This is a genomic window from Scandinavium sp. NPDC088450 (genome assembly GCF_044900545.1).
In the GTDB taxonomy this organism is placed as follows: domain Bacteria; phylum Pseudomonadota; class Gammaproteobacteria; order Enterobacterales; family Enterobacteriaceae; genus Scandinavium.
In genome coordinates, this window is sequence record NZ_JBJDNI010000032.1 from 13,814 (window position 1) to 29,460 (window position 15,647).

Annotated in this window: 14 protein-coding genes and 1 pseudogene; 5 read left to right on the top strand and 10 right to left on the bottom strand. The window is 56.7% G+C overall.

Features of this window, described 5'->3' with window-relative positions; translation table 11 throughout:
* Window positions 1–6: 6 nt before the first annotated feature.
* The 4 genes from hpxZ to ACI2I2_RS21610 are packed head-to-tail and all read right to left on the bottom strand — an operon-like array spanning window position 7 to window position 3,544.
* A complete protein-coding gene (gene hpxZ / locus ACI2I2_RS21595; protein WP_404659836.1) occupies window positions 7–390 on the bottom strand; it encodes an oxalurate catabolism protein HpxZ in 384 nt (127 codons plus the stop codon).
* Window positions 387–1,763, bottom strand: a complete 1,377-nt coding sequence (locus tag ACI2I2_RS21600; protein ID WP_404659837.1) for an AtzE family amidohydrolase — start codon at window positions 1,761–1,763, stop codon at window positions 387–389. The genes hpxZ and ACI2I2_RS21600 overlap by 4 nt, the downstream gene beginning before the upstream one ends.
* The gene (hpxX, locus tag ACI2I2_RS21605; RefSeq protein WP_404659838.1) at window positions 1,760–1,948 is read right to left on the bottom strand and encodes an oxalurate catabolism protein HpxX; all 189 of its coding nucleotides are present in this window, start codon (window positions 1,946–1,948) and stop codon (window positions 1,760–1,762) included. The genes ACI2I2_RS21600 and hpxX overlap by 4 nt, the downstream gene beginning before the upstream one ends.
* 9 nt (window positions 1,949–1,957) lie before the next feature.
* Window positions 1,958–3,544: a gamma-glutamyltransferase family protein gene (locus tag ACI2I2_RS21610; RefSeq protein ID WP_404659863.1), complete on the bottom strand. Its 1,587-nt coding sequence runs from the start codon at window positions 3,542–3,544 to the stop codon at window positions 1,958–1,960.
* Between the two features lie 110 nt (window positions 3,545–3,654).
* Here ACI2I2_RS21610 and ACI2I2_RS21615 point away from each other — a divergent pair, with 110 nt between their 5' ends.
* The 5 genes and pseudogenes from ACI2I2_RS21615 (at window position 3,655) to uraH (ending at window position 7,996) form a co-directional block, all read left to right on the top strand.
* Window positions 3,655–4,494: a MurR/RpiR family transcriptional regulator gene (locus ACI2I2_RS21615; protein WP_404659839.1), complete on the top strand. Its 840-nt coding sequence runs from the start codon at window positions 3,655–3,657 to the stop codon at window positions 4,492–4,494.
* Between the two features lie 187 nt (window positions 4,495–4,681).
* Window positions 4,682–5,914 carry a pyridoxal-phosphate-dependent aminotransferase family protein gene (locus ACI2I2_RS21620; protein WP_404659840.1) on the top strand — a complete coding sequence of 411 codons (1,233 nt, stop codon included), beginning with the start codon at window positions 4,682–4,684 and terminating at the stop codon, window positions 5,912–5,914.
* Between the two features lie 4 nt (window positions 5,915–5,918).
* Window positions 5,919–7,157 (top strand): annotated as a pseudogene (gene hpxK, locus ACI2I2_RS21625) (allantoate amidohydrolase); the annotation flags it as partial.
* A complete protein-coding gene (gene uraD / locus ACI2I2_RS21630; RefSeq protein ID WP_404659864.1) occupies window positions 7,155–7,664 on the top strand; it encodes a 2-oxo-4-hydroxy-4-carboxy-5-ureidoimidazoline decarboxylase in 510 nt (169 codons plus the stop codon). The pseudogene hpxK and the gene uraD, both read left to right, overlap by 3 nt.
* Window positions 7,661–7,996 (top strand): hydroxyisourate hydrolase, encoded by a 336-nt coding sequence (uraH, locus tag ACI2I2_RS21635; protein ID WP_404659841.1) that lies wholly within the window; start codon window positions 7,661–7,663, stop codon window positions 7,994–7,996. The genes uraD and uraH overlap by 4 nt, the downstream gene beginning before the upstream one ends.
* A gap of 85 nt (window positions 7,997–8,081) precedes the next feature.
* Here the strand turns inward: uraH and ACI2I2_RS21640 are convergent, their stop codons facing one another.
* From ACI2I2_RS21640 to ACI2I2_RS21665, 6 genes are all read right to left on the bottom strand, one after another.
* The gene (locus ACI2I2_RS21640; protein WP_404659842.1) at window positions 8,082–9,728 is read right to left on the bottom strand and encodes an alpha-glucosidase; all 1,647 of its coding nucleotides are present in this window, start codon (window positions 9,726–9,728) and stop codon (window positions 8,082–8,084) included.
* A 2-nt stretch (window positions 9,729–9,730) separates the two neighbouring features.
* Window positions 9,731–11,371 (bottom strand): alpha,alpha-phosphotrehalase, encoded by a 1,641-nt coding sequence (locus tag ACI2I2_RS21645; RefSeq protein WP_404659843.1) that lies wholly within the window; start codon window positions 11,369–11,371, stop codon window positions 9,731–9,733.
* Window positions 11,372–11,506: 135 nt separating this feature from the next.
* Entirely contained in the window at window positions 11,507–12,604 is a 1,098-nt protein-coding gene (locus ACI2I2_RS21650) for an ABC transporter ATP-binding protein (RefSeq protein WP_404659844.1), read from the bottom strand.
* Between the two features lie 2 nt (window positions 12,605–12,606).
* A complete protein-coding gene (locus ACI2I2_RS21655; protein WP_404659845.1) occupies window positions 12,607–13,452 on the bottom strand; it encodes a carbohydrate ABC transporter permease in 846 nt (281 codons plus the stop codon).
* Window positions 13,452–14,369, bottom strand: a complete 918-nt coding sequence (locus ACI2I2_RS21660; protein ID WP_404659846.1) for a carbohydrate ABC transporter permease — start codon at window positions 14,367–14,369, stop codon at window positions 13,452–13,454. Before ACI2I2_RS21660 ends, ACI2I2_RS21655 begins: the two co-directional genes overlap by 1 nt.
* On the bottom strand, window positions 14,370–15,635 hold the full coding sequence (locus tag ACI2I2_RS21665; RefSeq protein WP_404659847.1) for an ABC transporter substrate-binding protein: 1,266 nt from the start codon (window positions 15,633–15,635) through the stop codon (window positions 14,370–14,372).
* Between the last annotated feature and the right edge of the window lie 12 nt (window positions 15,636–15,647).

A 15,647-nucleotide genomic window follows, 5' to 3' on the forward strand; every position in this document is an offset into this window, starting at 1 on the left:
CTACCCTCACCCCATCAAACTCACATGCGCTGCCACAATCCGCCAGCCACAGGGAAACTTCACCCATGTCTGCATTTGCCTGCCCACACGTTCGCTATTTTCACGCGTAAATTCCGTGCTCGCCACCGCCATATCATCGCCAAAACTGGTGATGACGGTATGCCGTAGCAGGCGATCCAGGCCTTGCGAAGGGCGCGCATTGCGAAAGTCCCGGATCTCCGCTATCCCGTATAAATTCTCCGTCGCGCCATAGCGAACGGTTCTGGCATCGTCCCAGAACAGTTCATCCAGTACCACGACATCATTGCTGATCAAGGCCTCTTCATAACGATAAAACGCGGCGGTCACGTCATTCAGCACCGCCGGACGGTCAATATTTTCCCGGTTCATACGTCTTCCTGTTGATAAAGGACTCCCGCCTGCTCCAGTTGCCAGGCGGCTTGCAGACAGCGTGCTTCTTGCCACGGTGCCGCGATAAGTTGTACGCCAATCGGCAAGCCACTTTGCGCTTTTAATGGCACGGTCACAACCGGGAATCCGAGAAAAGAAAGGGGCTGAGTCAGCATTCCCATGCTGGCTTTGGTCGGGAGTTCAACGCCGTTAATCTTTATCGTCGGTTCACCAATCAGCGTGGCGCAACAGGGCGTGGCGGGAGCAATCAGCAGGTCGACATCGTTGAATAAGGGCAACGTCCGGTCACGAAACCAGGCGCGGAAACGCTGGGCTTGCGTGTACCAGGCTGAAGGGGTCATCGCTCCGGCTAGCAGTCTTTCCCGTGAATTCGGTTCAAAACGATCGGCATCGCTACGCAGGGCAGGCAAATAGTGATTTCCCCCTTCGGCGGCAGAAAGCAGGAAAGCCGCAGAGCGGGCCAGCGCGACTTCGGGAAGATCCAGACTTTCGCTGGCCTGCAACGCACGTGCGACGCGAGCCACTGCGTTATGCGCATCGCCATCGCTCCATTGCTCAAACCAACCGCCCAGTACCGCGCAGCGAAGCGTTTTCGAGGAAGAAAGCGTGTCGACTGTCAGGGAGGCAGGTCTCTCAGATTGCCACTTATCGCTACTATCGCGTCCCTGTAAAATGTCATAGACATGCGCCAGGTCGTCCACAAATCGCGCCAGCGGGCCGATATGATCGAGGCTTGCGACGAACGGATGGCTGCCGGAACGGGAAAGGCGACCAAACGTAGGTTTCAAACCCAACACGCCGCAAAGCGATGCCGGAACGCGAATCGATCCGTTGGTATCCGTGCCCAGTGTGAAGTTGACCAGCTTTGCTGCGACCGCTGCGGCGGAGCCACCGGATGACCCTCCGGCAATACGTTTTAGATCGCGCGGATTGCGTGTCGCGCCGTAGTGGCTGTTCTCAGTCGTAAAACCGTAAGCATAAGCGTCCATATTCAGCGCACCCGCCAGCGTAGCCCCGGCTTGCTGAAGTTGTCGTATTGCAAACGCATCCCCCAAAGCTGGCGGCGCGTCGCTGAATAATTTCGCTCCAGCCAGCGTGGTTATTCCTTCGATATCAAAGAGGTTTTTGACCGCGTAAGGCACGCCAGCCAGCGGCGGCAGAGCTTCACCGCTGGCAATCTTTGCGTCGACTTCTGCGGCTTCGGCAAGCATCCGTGTCGTGGTCACTTCCGTGAAGGCATTGACCTGCGGGTTATCCCGCTCGATGCGCGCCAGCGTTTGCTGCGCCAGTTCAACGGCGCTGAATTGTTTGTAGCGCAATCCTTGCTGAATATCCCGAATACTCAATGTCATAGTGAATACACTCCTGCACCTTCCTGGCGGTGCGGCAGCGGAAAAGCCATTAATGGTGCGGCTATGGTGGCGATGCGACTCAGCTGTAATGCCAGCTCTTCACGGCGTTGATCGTCGAGCGGCACGTCGAGCAGCTGTTCCATCAGGTGGATGTATTCCGGCCAGTTAAAATCGTCTGTGTTCATCGTCGCTCCTTAATATCCAGCTGCGCTACCGTTGCTGCGCGGATCAAACGCGCCTTCAAGCATGCCGTTCGGGTGACGCACAATCGCCCCCGCATGCCCCATCGCTTCACTCATGCCAGGCAGCCACTCAACGTCGTGTCCTTTCTCTCGCAGCGCCGTATAGGTGGCTTCGCTGAAACGCCCTTCCAGCTTCAATGAATCTGTCGATTGCCCCCAGGTGCGCCCGAGCAGCCAGCGCGGCGCACAGACAGCGTCCTGTAGCGGCATGCCCTGAATGACATGACGAGTAAAAATGGCGGCCTGCGTTTGTGGCTGTCCATCGCCACCCATCGTGCCGTACACCATGGTGCGGCCATCTTTCAGACGAGCCGCTGCCGGATTTAAGGTATGGAAAGGCTGTTTGCCGGGCGCAAGCGCCAGCAGGTGATCGGGCTTCAGGCTGAATGCTGCCCCACGGTTTTGCAGCAGGATGCCGCTTTCCGGTAACACCACGCCGCTGCCAAACTCGTGATAAATGCTCTGAATAAACGACACCGCCAGCCCATTGCCGTCGATCACGCCGAGCCAGACGGTATCGCCGGGGCCTTTGCCGTTTCCCCAGGGCGCGGCGCGATGGTCGTCGATGCTTTCTGCCAGCGCCTGGAGCGGTGCGCGTTCCAGTAACGTCTGGACGGGAAGCGTGACATGACGCGGATCGGTGATGTACCGATCGCGCAGACGAAAGGCCTGTTTCGTCGCTTCAACAATGCGATGGATGGTTTGCACCTCGTCGGCATTCGCCATATCGAGGTGGTCAGTAATGCCGAGAATGGCAAGGGACACCAGTCCTTGCGTCGGCGGCGTCATATTGAAAATCTCGCCCTGCTGGTGGCTGAGTTTCAGCGGCACCCGACGGCGAGCGTGATGGCTGGCAAGATCCTGAGCGGTTAACGGGCAACCTGTGGCCTGAAACTCTTCGGCAATAAGTTGCGCCAGCGGGCCGCGATAAAAGCTGTCCAGTCCTTCAGTCGCTAAGCGCGTCAGGGTTCTTGCTAACCGTGGCTGACAAAAACGACTGCCTGCGCCAGGCACTTCGCCACGCTGTAGAAACGTTCCGGCAAACCCAGGCACCCCAGAGAGTTCATGGTATTTGCTCTGGGTCGCAGTGGCCTGTGAATGCGTCACGGGAATGCCGTTCGCCGCGTAGCGAATCGCATCGGCCAGCAGACGAGAAAGTGGGAGTTGCCCTCCGCCCAAACTGGCTGAGATTTTCAGTGCTTCATCCCAGCCGCTCAGCGTGCCGGGCACCGTTAACGCGGCTTTGGCCCCACGATGCGGAATGGCAGAGTAACCCGAGTAATACTCAAGCGTCGCCAGAGCCCCTGCCGCACCGCTGGCATCAATGGCGATGGGCTCACCTTGTGGCGGAACAATCAGCCAGAAACCGTCCCCGCCGATCCCATTCATATGCGGGTAAACCACCGCGATGGTAGCCGCAGCAGCGACCATCGCTTCAATGGCATCACCCCCATGGCGCAGCACGGATAACGCCGATTCACTGGCAAGATGATGAGGGGTCACCGCCATCGCGCCCGGGGCCATATTACTTTGCATGATTTTTGCTCCTTCCTTCCGTCGTGCAAGGAGTCAGGCAAAAACTGTTCCAGATTGACGAGTCGCGTCGGGCTGTGTCAGCCTGAGATGAAACAAAAGTTGCAGGAGAGGGTATGCAGCAGCTGGATGAGCGCCTGAGGGCGTGTTACACCGAATTATCACCACAGGAACAACGAGTTGCCTCCTTTATCATGGATCACTTCGATGATTTGGTGAGTTACAACAGTGCCGAGCTGGCGCGGCTTAGCGGGGTTTCGAAGGCCACGGTTAGCCGTTTGTTTCGTCACCTTGGTTATGAACGTTTCAAAGATATGCGCGATGAGCTGCGAACCCTGCGCCAAAGCGGAATGCCACTGACCGGCGACCGTGATGCGGTGCAGGGCAACACGCTGCTGGCGCGGCATTATAAGCAAGAGATGGCGAACCTCACGCAATGGGTCAACGCGTTGAATGCAGACCAGTTTGCTGAAGTCATTACCGCGATGCAGACGGCGAAACGCATCGTTATTGTGGGCCTGCGCAACAGTGCGCCGGTCGCGCTTCATCTGCGTCAGCAACTGCTGCAAAGCCGGGGTAATGTATCGCTGATGCCGCAGCCAGGGCAGACGCTGGCGGAAGAGTTGGTTGATCTCGGCGAGCAGGATCTGGTGATTGTCGTGGCTTTCCGGCGTCGTCCTCGGGTGATTCGCCCGCTGCTGGAAGCCCTGCAAAACCAACAGGTGCCGGTTGTGGTGCTAAGCGAGCCGCAGGCCACAGGCCTGAAAACGCGCTGTCGCTGGCACATTGCCGCCCCGCTGGACAGCGTCTCTGCGTTCGACAGCTACAGCAGCGCCATGAGTCTGGTGAACTTACTGGCTAACGCCTTGCTGCATAACACCCTGAGCGAAGGCCGCCAGCGCATCCATCGCATTGCCGATCTTTATCAGTCTTTGGATGAGCTGGAGCAGCGTTAATGACCCATCATGGTGCAACTGCACTCCCGCAGTGTGCCGTTTTGATACAACGATGCTGAGATAACCTCGGTCTTTCGCGGTAAACCGCAGGGGCCGGGAAAAAAATGCGCTGGCACATTCGTTGCAAAAACGCTATTAAGGAATCATTCGTTTCACCATCTCAATTTCCTGCTCAAAGGATGTGTCTATGCTCGATGTTCAGTCGTTTTCTCAGATCAATCCGCCGCACCGTTTACTGATGGGGCCAGGGCCGATCAACGCCGATCCGCGCGTGCTTCGGGCGATGGCCAGCCAGCTTGTCGGGCAATACGATCCGGTGATGACGGGCTACATGAACGAAGTGATGGCGCTTTATCGCGGCGTGTTCCGCACAGAAAACCGCTGGACGATGCTTATCGATGGCACCTCGCGCGCGGGGATTGAAGCCATTCTGCTGTCCGCTATTCGCCCCGGTGACAAAGTGCTGGTGCCGGTCTTTGGCCGCTTCGGCCACCTGCTGTGCGAAATCGCTCGCCGCTGTCGCGCCGAAGTTCATACCCTCGAAGTCCCGTGGGGGGAAGTTTTCACCGCCGATCAGATTGAAGATGCCATCAAGCGCGTGAAGCCGCGTTTGCTGCTGACCGTTCAGGGCGACACGTCGACCACCATGCTGCAGCCGTTGCAGGATTTGGGCGAGATTTGCCGTCGCCATGGCGTGCTGTTCTACACCGATGCCACGGCTTCTCTGGGCGGGAATGTGCTTGAGACTGATGCCTGGGGCCTGGATGCGGTGTCAGCTGGATTGCAAAAATGCCTCGGCGGTCCTTCAGGTAGTTCTCCGGTCACGATCAGCGCTGAAATGGAAGCCGTTATCCGCGCGCGTAAATGCGTGGAACAAGGCATTCGTACCGAGGCGCATGAGAATGGCGAAGATGAGATGATCTGGTCGAACTATTTCGACCTTGGCATGGTGATGGACTACTGGGGGCCAGAACGTCTAAACCACCACACCGAAGCCACCAGCATGTTGTTCGCCGCCCGCGAATGTGCGCGGATCATGCTGGAAGAGGGCATGGATCTGCTGATCGCCCGCCACGAACTGCATGGTCGCGCAATGCTAAACGGCATTCAGGGAATGGGGCTGGAGGTGTTCGGCGACATCGCCAACAAAATGAATAACGTCCTCGGCGTGGTGATCCCGGCTGGCGTACACGGCGAAGAAGTGCGTAAGCGTCTGCTCGACGATTTCCATATCGAAATTGGCACCTCGTTTGGGCCGCTGGCTGGCAAAATCTGGCGTATCGGCACGATGGGGTATAACGCTCGTAAAGACTGCGTGCTGCAAACCTTAACCGCGCTGGAAGCCGTGCTTAACCGTCTTGGCTACAAGACCACGCAGGGCGCTGCGATGCAGGCCGCCTGGGACACCTACGAGGGGTAAGCTCATGCAGATGACATCCGAAGAGGCCCGTCTTGCCGCTGAACGCGTGATGGTGCGAAGTGACAGCTTAGCGGAAATCAGTGAAACGCCTGGCGAACTGACCCGGGTTTATCTCTCGCCAGAGCATTTGCGGGCGAATGTGCAGGTGGTGCAATGGATGGAAGCTGCGGGCATGACCACCTGGCAGGATGCGGTGGGCAATATTTGTGGCCGTTATGAAGCAGCGGAGGAAGGGGCTCCCGCGCTGTTGCTGAGTTCACATCTGGACACCGTCCGCAATGCTGGGCGCTATGACGGCATGCTGGGTGTGCTCACCGCGATAGAGATTGTCGACTGGCTGAACCGCCAGCAAATCCGGGCTGAACAAGCCATCGAAATTGTCGGTTTTGCCGATGAAGAAGGCACGCGCTTTGGTATCACGTTGCTGGGAAGCCGGGGGCTAACAGGAACCTGGCCGCCGGAATGGCTGGCCTGTGAGGATGCGCAGGGCATTCGCGTGGAACAGGCGTTAGTGAATGCGGGGTTCGATCCCTCACGTATCGCCAGTGCATCCCGATCTGCCGATGATTTCAGCGCCTGTCTTGAACTGCATATCGAACAGGGCCCGGTGCTGGAAGAGGCTGATTTGGCACTTGGTGTGGTGACGGCTATCAATGGCGCACGACGTTTGCATTGCCGGTTTGACGGAGAGGCGGGTCACGCCGGAACAGTGCCGATGGCGCATCGGCGTGATGCTCTGGCAGGTGCCGCAGAATGGATAAGCGCGATTGAAACGCTGACCAAAGCGAGCGATCCCACTCTGGTCGCAACAGTCGGTACACTTCACTGTGTGCCGGGCGCTGTTAACGTGATCCCCGGCAGCGTCACGCTGTCGCTGGATATCCGCAGTCCTTCTGATGAGACCCGTGAAGCCCTGCTGGCTACCCTTTTGACAAAGGCGCAGGCCATTGCCAGCCAGCGCGGGCTGACGTTCTCCCATGATATTTTCTACACCACGCCAGCCACACCGTGCGATCCGCAATTGCAGGCGACGTTGATGCGAGCCTGCGAAGCCGTTCAGGGAAGGGCGCTGGCGCTGCCAAGTGGCGCAGGGCACGATTCGATGGCGTTAGCGGAACGCTGGCCGGTCGGGATGTTGTTTGTGCGCTGCAAAGGCGGAGTCAGCCACCATCCTGCGGAATCTGTGCTGGTGGAGGATGTGGCAACAGCGCTGGAAGCCTGGAGCGCGGCGGTCCGCGAACTGCTCGAACCTTCAGCGTTACAGCAATTCAACACAGCCAACAGAGAACAAGCCATCGCGATGATCGCCGCCTGCGTAGCTTTACCTGACTGGCAAACTGAACTCGTTTCGGGGCGGCCTTACGCCAGCGTGGAAACGTTGCTGTCAAAAGCCGCAGCCATCAGTGAGCACTGGAAACCGACCGATCTGGATGCGGCCTTGCAAGCACATCCAAGGATTGGCGATAAACCCAAAGACGCATCGTCTGAATCAGCGCTATCACGCCAGGAGCAGGCCGCCGTCAACAGTCATGACACTGCACTGGCACAAGCGCTGGCGCTGGGGAATGCGGACTATGAAGCCAAATTCGGCAGAGTCTTCCTCATCCGCGCTAAAGGCCGCAGCGGCGAAGAGATCCTGACACTGTTGCGTCAAAGACTGAATCTCAGCGAAGCAGAAGAAACGGGCGAGGCACTGAATCAGCTACGCCAAATCACGTTATTGCGACTGGAAGGAGTGTTCGCCCGATGAGCCATATTTCTACCCATATTCTGGACACGTCACTGGGCAAACCGGCCGCCGGAGTCGCCATTCGTCTGGAACGCCAAACGGAGAATGGATGGGCGCTGGTGCAGGAAGAGGTAACCAATGCGGATGGTCGCGTGGCATCCATGGCGAAAGATGAACTGCCGCCGGGACGCTACCGTCTTACCGCTGCCATTGGGCAGTGGTTTGCGCACACAGAACGGGAAACGCTGTATCCGCTAGCGCAACTCGACGTGGTGTTGCCGCGCAGCGGTGACCATTACCATCTGCCTTTTTTGATTGCGCCCTGGGGCTGGTCGACTTATCGGGGATCGTGAACATTCCCCTCTCCCCCAGGAGAGGGAGACATCCGTAGTCCCCTCTCCTGGGGGAGAGGGTTAGGGAGAGGGGGAACCTCATTACTCACATCTTATAAACCCGAGTCTCCCACCGATGCAGACGATAAGGCTCCTCCACCTGCGCATAATTCCCCAGCACGCACTCAGCCCCCTCAAGCTTAAGCTCGCTTTCCGCCCACTCGGCGGCTTTGGATGACATGTTGCACAGCACTAAAAATTTCTCTCCCGCCAGTTCACGAGAGTAAGCGTAGATCTGCGGATGATCCGCCAGCGCCAGTTGGTAGCGACCGTAGATCAGCGTGCGCTCTTTTTTACGCAGGGCGATCAACGCGCGGTAGAAATTGAACACTGAATCTGGGTCCTGCTGCTGGCTGGCAACGTTGATGATTTCGTAGTTAGGATTGACCTGGAACCAGGGCTTCGCCTCGCTGAAACCGGCGTTCGGTGCATGGCTCCACTGCATGGGTGTACGGGAGTTATCGCGCCCAGTGTTTGTCAGGAACGCGACAATCTCGTCTTCACTTTTTCCTGCCGCCGCCATTTCACGCCACGTATTTTTCGCCGAGACATCATCAAAATCGGCAAGGCTTTGGAAACGGGTATTCGTCATGCCAATTTCCTGCCCTTGATAGATAAACGGCGTGCCCTGCATCAGAAAATAGAGGGCCGCCAGGCAGGTGGCGCTTTCTCGCCAGTAATGCTGCGTGTCGCCCCAGCGTGAAGTGATGCGGGTTAAATCGTGGTTCTCGACATACAGCGCGTTCCAGCCTTTGCCCTCCAGCGTTTCCTGCCAGGCGCTGAAGATTTTCTTCAGCACGGCAGGATCGGGGCGCAAGCCTGCTTCGGGTTCCCATAACCGTACATGCTCGAACTGGAAAACCATATTGAGCCGTCCTCGGTGCTCGCCGACCCACTCTTCGGCATGAGCAGAATCCAGCCCATTCACCTCACCAACCGTGACGATATCGTAATGCTGGAACACCTTTTGGCTCATGTCGTCGACGTAATCCAGCAGCCCGTCGTAATTCAAATGGCTCTTCATCGACGGCACGTAGCGCAGGTTTTCCGGGTTTGGCACATCGGCTAACAGCGGCTCTTTTTTCATATGGCAGATGGCATCGATACGGAAACCGTCGATGCCTTTCTCCAGCCACCAGTGCATCATGTCGTACACCGCCGTACGGACTTGAGGATTTTCCCAGTTCAAATCTGGCTGACGGCGGGTAAACAGGTGCAAAAAGTATTGCTCTGTCAGCGGGTCGTATTCCCAGGCTGATCCTTTAAAAATACCTTCCCAGTTGTTCGGCTCCGCGCCGTTTTTACCGTCTCGCCAGATATACCAGTCGCGCTTCGGGTTAGTGCGTGAAGTGCGTGATTCGAGGAACCACGGGTGTTCATCGGAAGTATGATTGACCACTAAATCAATGATCAGCCGCATGCCTTGGGCGTGAACTTCGGCAAGCAGGTGGTCAAAATCTTCCATCGTGCCGAACTCAGCCATGATCTGATGATAATCGCTGATGTCATAACCATTATCGTCGTTCGGGGATTTGTACATCGGGCAGATCCAGATGAGATCGATGCCGAGTGCTTTCAGGTAGTCGAGCTTTTCGGTGATGCCGTTGAGATCGCCAATGCCGTCACCGTTGCTGTCTTTAAAGCTTCGCGGGTAAATCTGGTAGGCCACGGCCTCTTTCCACCAGCTTGCCATCGTTATCTCCCTTTCAATAAGGCAAAAGATTCATAAGGTTGCAGTTCAAGGCTGGCAGCCAGCGTATGCCGTGGTGTGTAGTGGCTGATCAGGCATTCGCCGTGCCAGTTTTGCAATGATTCGGGCAGATGGAGTGTGACTGGCTCGCGGCTGAAATTGTTCACCACCAGCAGCGTGTCGTCGCCCAGCGTTCTTAACCAGGCGAAAACCTGAGGATGCTCCGTCAGGACCTGCTGAAAATCGCCGTACACCAGAATGGGATGCTGCTTACGCAGTGCCACCAGTTTTTGGTAGTGCCAGAAAATGGAGTCTGGCTGCGCAAGGGCAGCAGCCACGTTGATATCACGGTAGTTTGGGTTCACCCCAATCCAGGGCGTGCCGGTGGTGAAACCTGCGTTTTCGCTTGAATCCCACTGCATCGGTGTTCTCGCGTTGTCGCGCCCGTTGGCGTAGATCCCGCTCATCATGTCTTCATGACTCACGCCTTGCTGCAACCGTTCTTGATAAAGATTCAGGCTTTCGATATCGCGATATTCATCGACCGTGTCGAAACGGACGTTGGTCATGCCAATCTCTTCGCCCTGATAGATATAAGGCGTGCCTTTCAGGCAGTGCAGGGCGGTGGCGAGCATTTTGGCGGAGGCTTCACGAAACTCGCCTTCATCACCAAATTTCGACACCGCGCGAGGCAAGTCATGATTGCTCCAGAACAGTGAGTTCCAGCCCTGATGCGACAGCGCGGTCTGCCATTTGTCGATCACCGTTTTGAATCCCGCTAAATCAAACGGCTTGCTGCGCCATTTGCCTTCTGTCTCATCCCAGAACTGTTTGATGTGGTCGAACTGAAACACCATCGACAGCTCTTCGCGGTCATCGGCGCTGTAGAGCAAGGCGTCTTCCGGCGAGGCGCTCCAGGCTTCGCCCACCGTCACGTAATCACCTTTGCCAAAGGTGGCGCGGTTCATCTGGCGAATCAACGCATGCAGGTTTTTGCCGTTGGCCATGATTTGCCTATCGACTTCTTTGCCGATCAAGTCGATAACGTCCATCCGAAAGCCGCCGATCCCTTTGGCAAGCCAGCGGTTCATCATGGCATGGACTTCCGCATGAACACGTGGGTTATCCCAATTGAGATCCGGCTGGCGCTTAGAAAACTGGTGCAGATAATAGTCGCCGCTGGCTTCATCCAGCGCCCAGCCGCTGCCGCCGAAATAAGAGTGGAAATCATTGGGTGGGCCGCCGTCAGCTGCCGCTTTACGCCAGATGTAGAAATCACGGTACGGGTTATCTTTGCCTTTCAGCGCTTCAAGAAACCACGGGTGTTCGTCGGAGGTGTGGTTGACCACTAAATCCATCAGGATGTGGATGTCACGAGCTTTGGCCTGCGCAATCAAAGTGTCCATTTGCGCCAGGGTACCAAACTCGGCGGCAATGTCTTCGTAATCGGAAATGTCGTAGCCGTTGTCGTCCATCGGCGAGCGGTAAACGGGAGAAAGCCAAATCAGGTTAATGCCGAGCTGGTGGAGATAATCGAGCTTGCTGATGATCCCCCCAATATCGCCAATGCCATCGCCGTTGCTGTCCATAAAGCTGCGCGGGTAGATTTGGTACACCACCGCGTTGTGCCACCATTTTGTTTTCATGGGATGCTCCTGAGTGTTTTCTCCCTCTCCCTGGGGAGAGGGCCGGGGAGAGGGTGCGCGCCGGGCTTTCGGTGGATAGTTTTTCCCCCTCTCCCTAACCCTCTCCCTCAAGGGAGAGGGGACTAAATCTTAGGGTCAAACCAAACGCCGAAAAGCCCGCCCCGCGTCATCAAACAAATAGCAGCTCGCGGGCGGCAGGCGCAGACCGATGCGCTGGTCCGGGTTAATCTCCAGCCGTGATGTCAGGCGAATGACCAGCGGTTCGCTGCCGTAACCACTGTTCACGTACAGCAGGGTTTCGTTGCCCATTTGCTCAACGAACAGCACTTCACCTTCTACGTCAGCCGTGGCCAAATCAAACAGCTCGACATGCTCCGGGCGAATGCCCAGCCACACGCGGTCGCCTGTTTTTCCTCGATGCGTATCAACAGGTAACACAATGCGCTGACGGTTTTCGAGATCGACCACGCTTTCATGCTCATTAGTTTCCGCCAGCGTGCCGGCAATCAGGTTCATTTTCGGCGAGCCAATAAACTGGGCGACAAACAGGTTTGCCGGGTGGTCGTACAGCTCCAGCGGGGAACCGACTTGCTCAATTTGCCCCTGATTAAGCACCACAATCCTGTCTGCCAGGGTCATGGCTTCCACCTGATCATGGGTGACATACAAAATCGTGGCGTTGATGCGCTTATGCAGGGCGGCGATTTCCATACGCATCTGCACGCGCAGCGAGGCGTCGAGGTTAGACAGCGGTTCATCAAACAGGAACAAGCTCGGTTCTCGTACGATGGCGCGGCCAATCGCCACGCGCTGTCGTTGTCCACCGGAAAGGTCTTTTGGGCGTCTGTCGAGCAGCTTTTCAAGCTGCAAAATGCGCGCGCTGGCCTGCACTTTTTTGTCGATTTCAGCAGGTGGAAGCTTTGCCATTTCCAGCGCGAAGGCCATGTTTTGATACACCGTCATGTGCGGATAGAGCGCATAGGACTGAAACACCATGCCGATGCCGCGTTCGGCGGGCGAATCGTCGTTGACGCAGACGCCATCAATGCGCATCTCGCCATCGCTTATCTCCTCCAGCCCCGCCACCATGCGCAGTAGCGTTGATTTACCGCAGCCGGAAGGGCCGACCACCACCACAAACTCACCGTTATCCACGGTCAAATCCAGGGGTTTAATCACTTCGGACGAGCTGCCGTAACGCTTGCTGATTTTGTCGAGTACCAGTTGCCCCATAGTTATCCCTTAATTGCTCCGCTGGTCAGCCCGCTGACAATGCGTTTCTGGAAGATGAGCACCAACACGATAATCGGCAGAGTGACGACCACCGACGCTGCCATAATGCTGCCCCACGGCAGTTCGAAGGTGGACGCGCCGCTGAACATGCTGATAGCCACCGGTACCGTGCGTTTGTCGCCGGAAATGATGAAGGTGAGGGCGAACATAAATTCGTTCCACGCACCGATAAAGGCCAGCAGCCCAGTGGTGACCAGCGCCGGAGCCAGAATGGGCGCAAAGACGCGGCGGATAATGGTCCACGTACTTGCGCCATCAACAATTGCCGCTTCTTCCAGTTCGACCGGAATCGACTTCATAAACGTCGTCAGCACCCAGACGGTAAAAGGCAGCGAAAAGGTGGTGTAGGACAGCACCAGCGCGCCGAGCGAATCGTACAAGCCCAGAAAACGCACCAGCTCAAACATCCCGGTCAGCACCGCGACCTGCGGGAACATCGACACGCACAGAATGGTGAACAGCAGAAATCGCCTGCCGCGAAATGGCACACGCGCTAACGCGAAAGACGCGGTGACGGAAACCAGCAGGCAAATGCCGACAGTAATTGTCGCCACTAGCACGGAATTGAGCAGGCTCCGCGCAATGCCGTTATCTACCAGCGCCACCACATAGTTATGCCAGTGCCAGCCGCTCGGCAGATACGCCGGGAGAAACAGCTCCTGCCCGGTGCGCAGCGAGGTCAGAATGGCGTAGTAAAACGGAAAGACGCAAAACAGCACGGCGAAAGTGGCTCCGGCGTAGACCACCAGATTTCTGCCGAAGCGCCGCTGAGCACGCGTTGTCTTCATCAGCGCTTCTCCTTGTCATTCAGTTTTGCGACTCGGATAAAGCAAGCGGCAATGCCCGCCACCATCATAAATACCAGCACCGAGGCCGCAGAGCCTGCGCCCATATCCTGATAGGAAATGATCTGCTCGCGGGCGTAACCGGAAACGGACATCGTGGCTTCGCTGTTGGAGGTCAGCACGAAAATCAGATCGAAGATACGCATCGCATCCATCACCCGGAAGATCAGCGCCACGACCATCGCAGGGAGGATCAGCGGTAACGTTATCCGTTTGAAACGCTGCCAGGCGCTTGCGCCGTCGATTCGCGCAGCCTCATACAGATCGCCGGGGATCAGCTGCAAGGCGGCCAGCAGCATCAGCGCCATAAACGGCGTGGTTTTCCAGACATCGGCGATGACCACCGCCCACATCGAAAGTGACGGTTCTGCTATCCACGCCAGATGTGCCTGATAGCCAAAGATTTTCGCCAGCAGATCGTTCACCACGCCGTACTGATCGTGGAACATCCAGCCCCACATTTTGGCGCTCACGATGGTCGGGATCGCCCAGGGCACCAGAATGGCGGTGCGAACGAGTCCCTGACCGCGAAACTTCTCATTCATCAGCAGTGCCAACAGCATGCCAAAAACCAGCTCAAGGCAGACGGACACCACCGTAAACCACAGCGTATTTCCCACCGCCTGCCACCACAGCGGGTCGGCCAGCACGCCGCTGATTTCCCCGTCATGATTGAGGTAATAGTTGGCCAGGCCCACCATCTGATACTCGCTCGGGTTATCGAGCATCGCGTTGGTTAAGCTGAAAAAGAAGGTTCTCGCCAGCGGCCAGCCTGCCGCCAGCACCAGCAAAAAGAGGGCTGGCGTCACCAGCAACCATGCCAGACGACGCCGCCGTTTCTGATAGCCTAAGTGCGCCAATTAATGCCAGTCCTTGCCTTTGATGCGCTCCAGGCGTTTTTGCAAGCCGGCCACCGCTGTTTTGCCATCGCTGCCGCCGTTGAGCACTTTAAAGGTGACGTTAAAAATGGCGTTAGAGACTCGTGGATACTGGCTCTTGGTGGCTGTCGCTGGGCGGGGCACCGCATTGGCGAAGATTTCTTTAAACATCGTCAGATGAGGCGCGCTCTCCATCACCGCTTTGTCCTCATACAGCGCCGAACGCGTAGGGGCGAAGCCAAGATATTTCAGCTGCATTTTCTGCGAGTCGGCATCGGTAAGGATTTTCAGCAGCGCAATAGCGGCATCCTTGTTTTTGGTATTGGCATTCACCGACCACTGCCAGCCGCCCAGCGCGTTGGCAGATTTGCCATCCGGGCCAGCAGGCAGCGGCGCGACGCCCACTTTGCCTTTCAGCGGGCTATCCGCGCCTTGTGAAAGAAGATAAGCGTACGGCCAGTTACGCATAAATAACGCATCGCCGTTCTGGAATACCGCGCGAGACTCTTCTTCTTTGTAGCCCAGCGCGCCTTTCGGTGTGATTTTGCCAATCCAGCCCGCAACCATATCGAGTGCGGCAGCGGCTTTAGGATTGTTAACGGTCACGTTCCCATTTTCGTCGATAAAGGTGCCGCCACCGTAGGAATCAATCCACTCCAGCGCGTTACAGGTCAGGCCTTCATAGGATTTACCCTGGAAGATCATCCCCCAGAAATTGTTATGCCCGGCTTTGCGTTCTTCTGCCTGAATTTTGGTGGCGATACGCGTCAGGTCTTCCCAGGTTTTCGGCGGCTGCTCGTTGTATTTCTCCAGCAGATCTTTGCGGTAGTAGAGTACGCCAGTGTCCAGATAAGCAGGAATAGCTTTGACTTTGCCATTCACGGTGTCGTTCGCCCAAGGGCCAGGGAAGAAATCGCCTTTCATTGAGCTGACCGCATCGGTCAGGTCGAGCGTTTGCTTATCCAGCAGCCCGACCCAAATGGTGTCGGACTGGAAAAGATCGACCGCTTTTTCATCTTTAGCGGCAAACAGCTGCTGAAGCAGAGCCAGCTTCTCATCAGAAGCCGCAGGGAATTCGATAAATTCCAGCTTGTTATTCGTCTGCTTCTCGAAACGATCTTTGACGTAATTGCAGTATTCCTTACCGCCAGGCGAAATCGGGCATTCCATGCGCAGGGTATCGGCAAGCGCAGTGTTAGCAACACCCGCCAGCGCTAAGGTAATAAGACTTAACGTCAGTTTTTTCATTCTGTCCTCGAC

Coding starts and splice junctions, on each gene's coding strand:
- hpxZ (WP_404659836.1), bottom strand. CDS start 390: ATGAACCGGGAAAATATTGACCGTCCGGCGGTGCTGAATGACGTGACC.
- ACI2I2_RS21600 (WP_404659837.1), bottom strand. CDS start 1,763: ATGACATTGAGTATTCGGGATATTCAGCAAGGATTGCGCTACAAACAA.
- hpxX (WP_404659838.1), bottom strand. CDS start 1,948: ATGAACACAGACGATTTTAACTGGCCGGAATACATCCACCTGATGGAA.
- ACI2I2_RS21615 (WP_404659839.1), top strand. CDS start 3,655: ATGCAGCAGCTGGATGAGCGCCTGAGGGCGTGTTACACCGAATTATCA.
- ACI2I2_RS21620 (WP_404659840.1), top strand. CDS start 4,682: ATGCTCGATGTTCAGTCGTTTTCTCAGATCAATCCGCCGCACCGTTTA.
- uraH (WP_404659841.1), top strand. CDS start 7,661: ATGAGCCATATTTCTACCCATATTCTGGACACGTCACTGGGCAAACCG.
- ACI2I2_RS21640 (WP_404659842.1), bottom strand. CDS start 9,728: ATGGCAAGCTGGTGGAAAGAGGCCGTGGCCTACCAGATTTACCCGCGA.
- ACI2I2_RS21645 (WP_404659843.1), bottom strand. CDS start 11,371: ATGAAAACAAAATGGTGGCACAACGCGGTGGTGTACCAAATCTACCCG.
- ACI2I2_RS21650 (WP_404659844.1), bottom strand. CDS start 12,604: ATGGGGCAACTGGTACTCGACAAAATCAGCAAGCGTTACGGCAGCTCG.
- ACI2I2_RS21655 (WP_404659845.1), bottom strand. CDS start 13,452: ATGAAGACAACGCGTGCTCAGCGGCGCTTCGGCAGAAATCTGGTGGTC.
- ACI2I2_RS21665 (WP_404659847.1), bottom strand. CDS start 15,635: ATGAAAAAACTGACGTTAAGTCTTATTACCTTAGCGCTGGCGGGTGTT.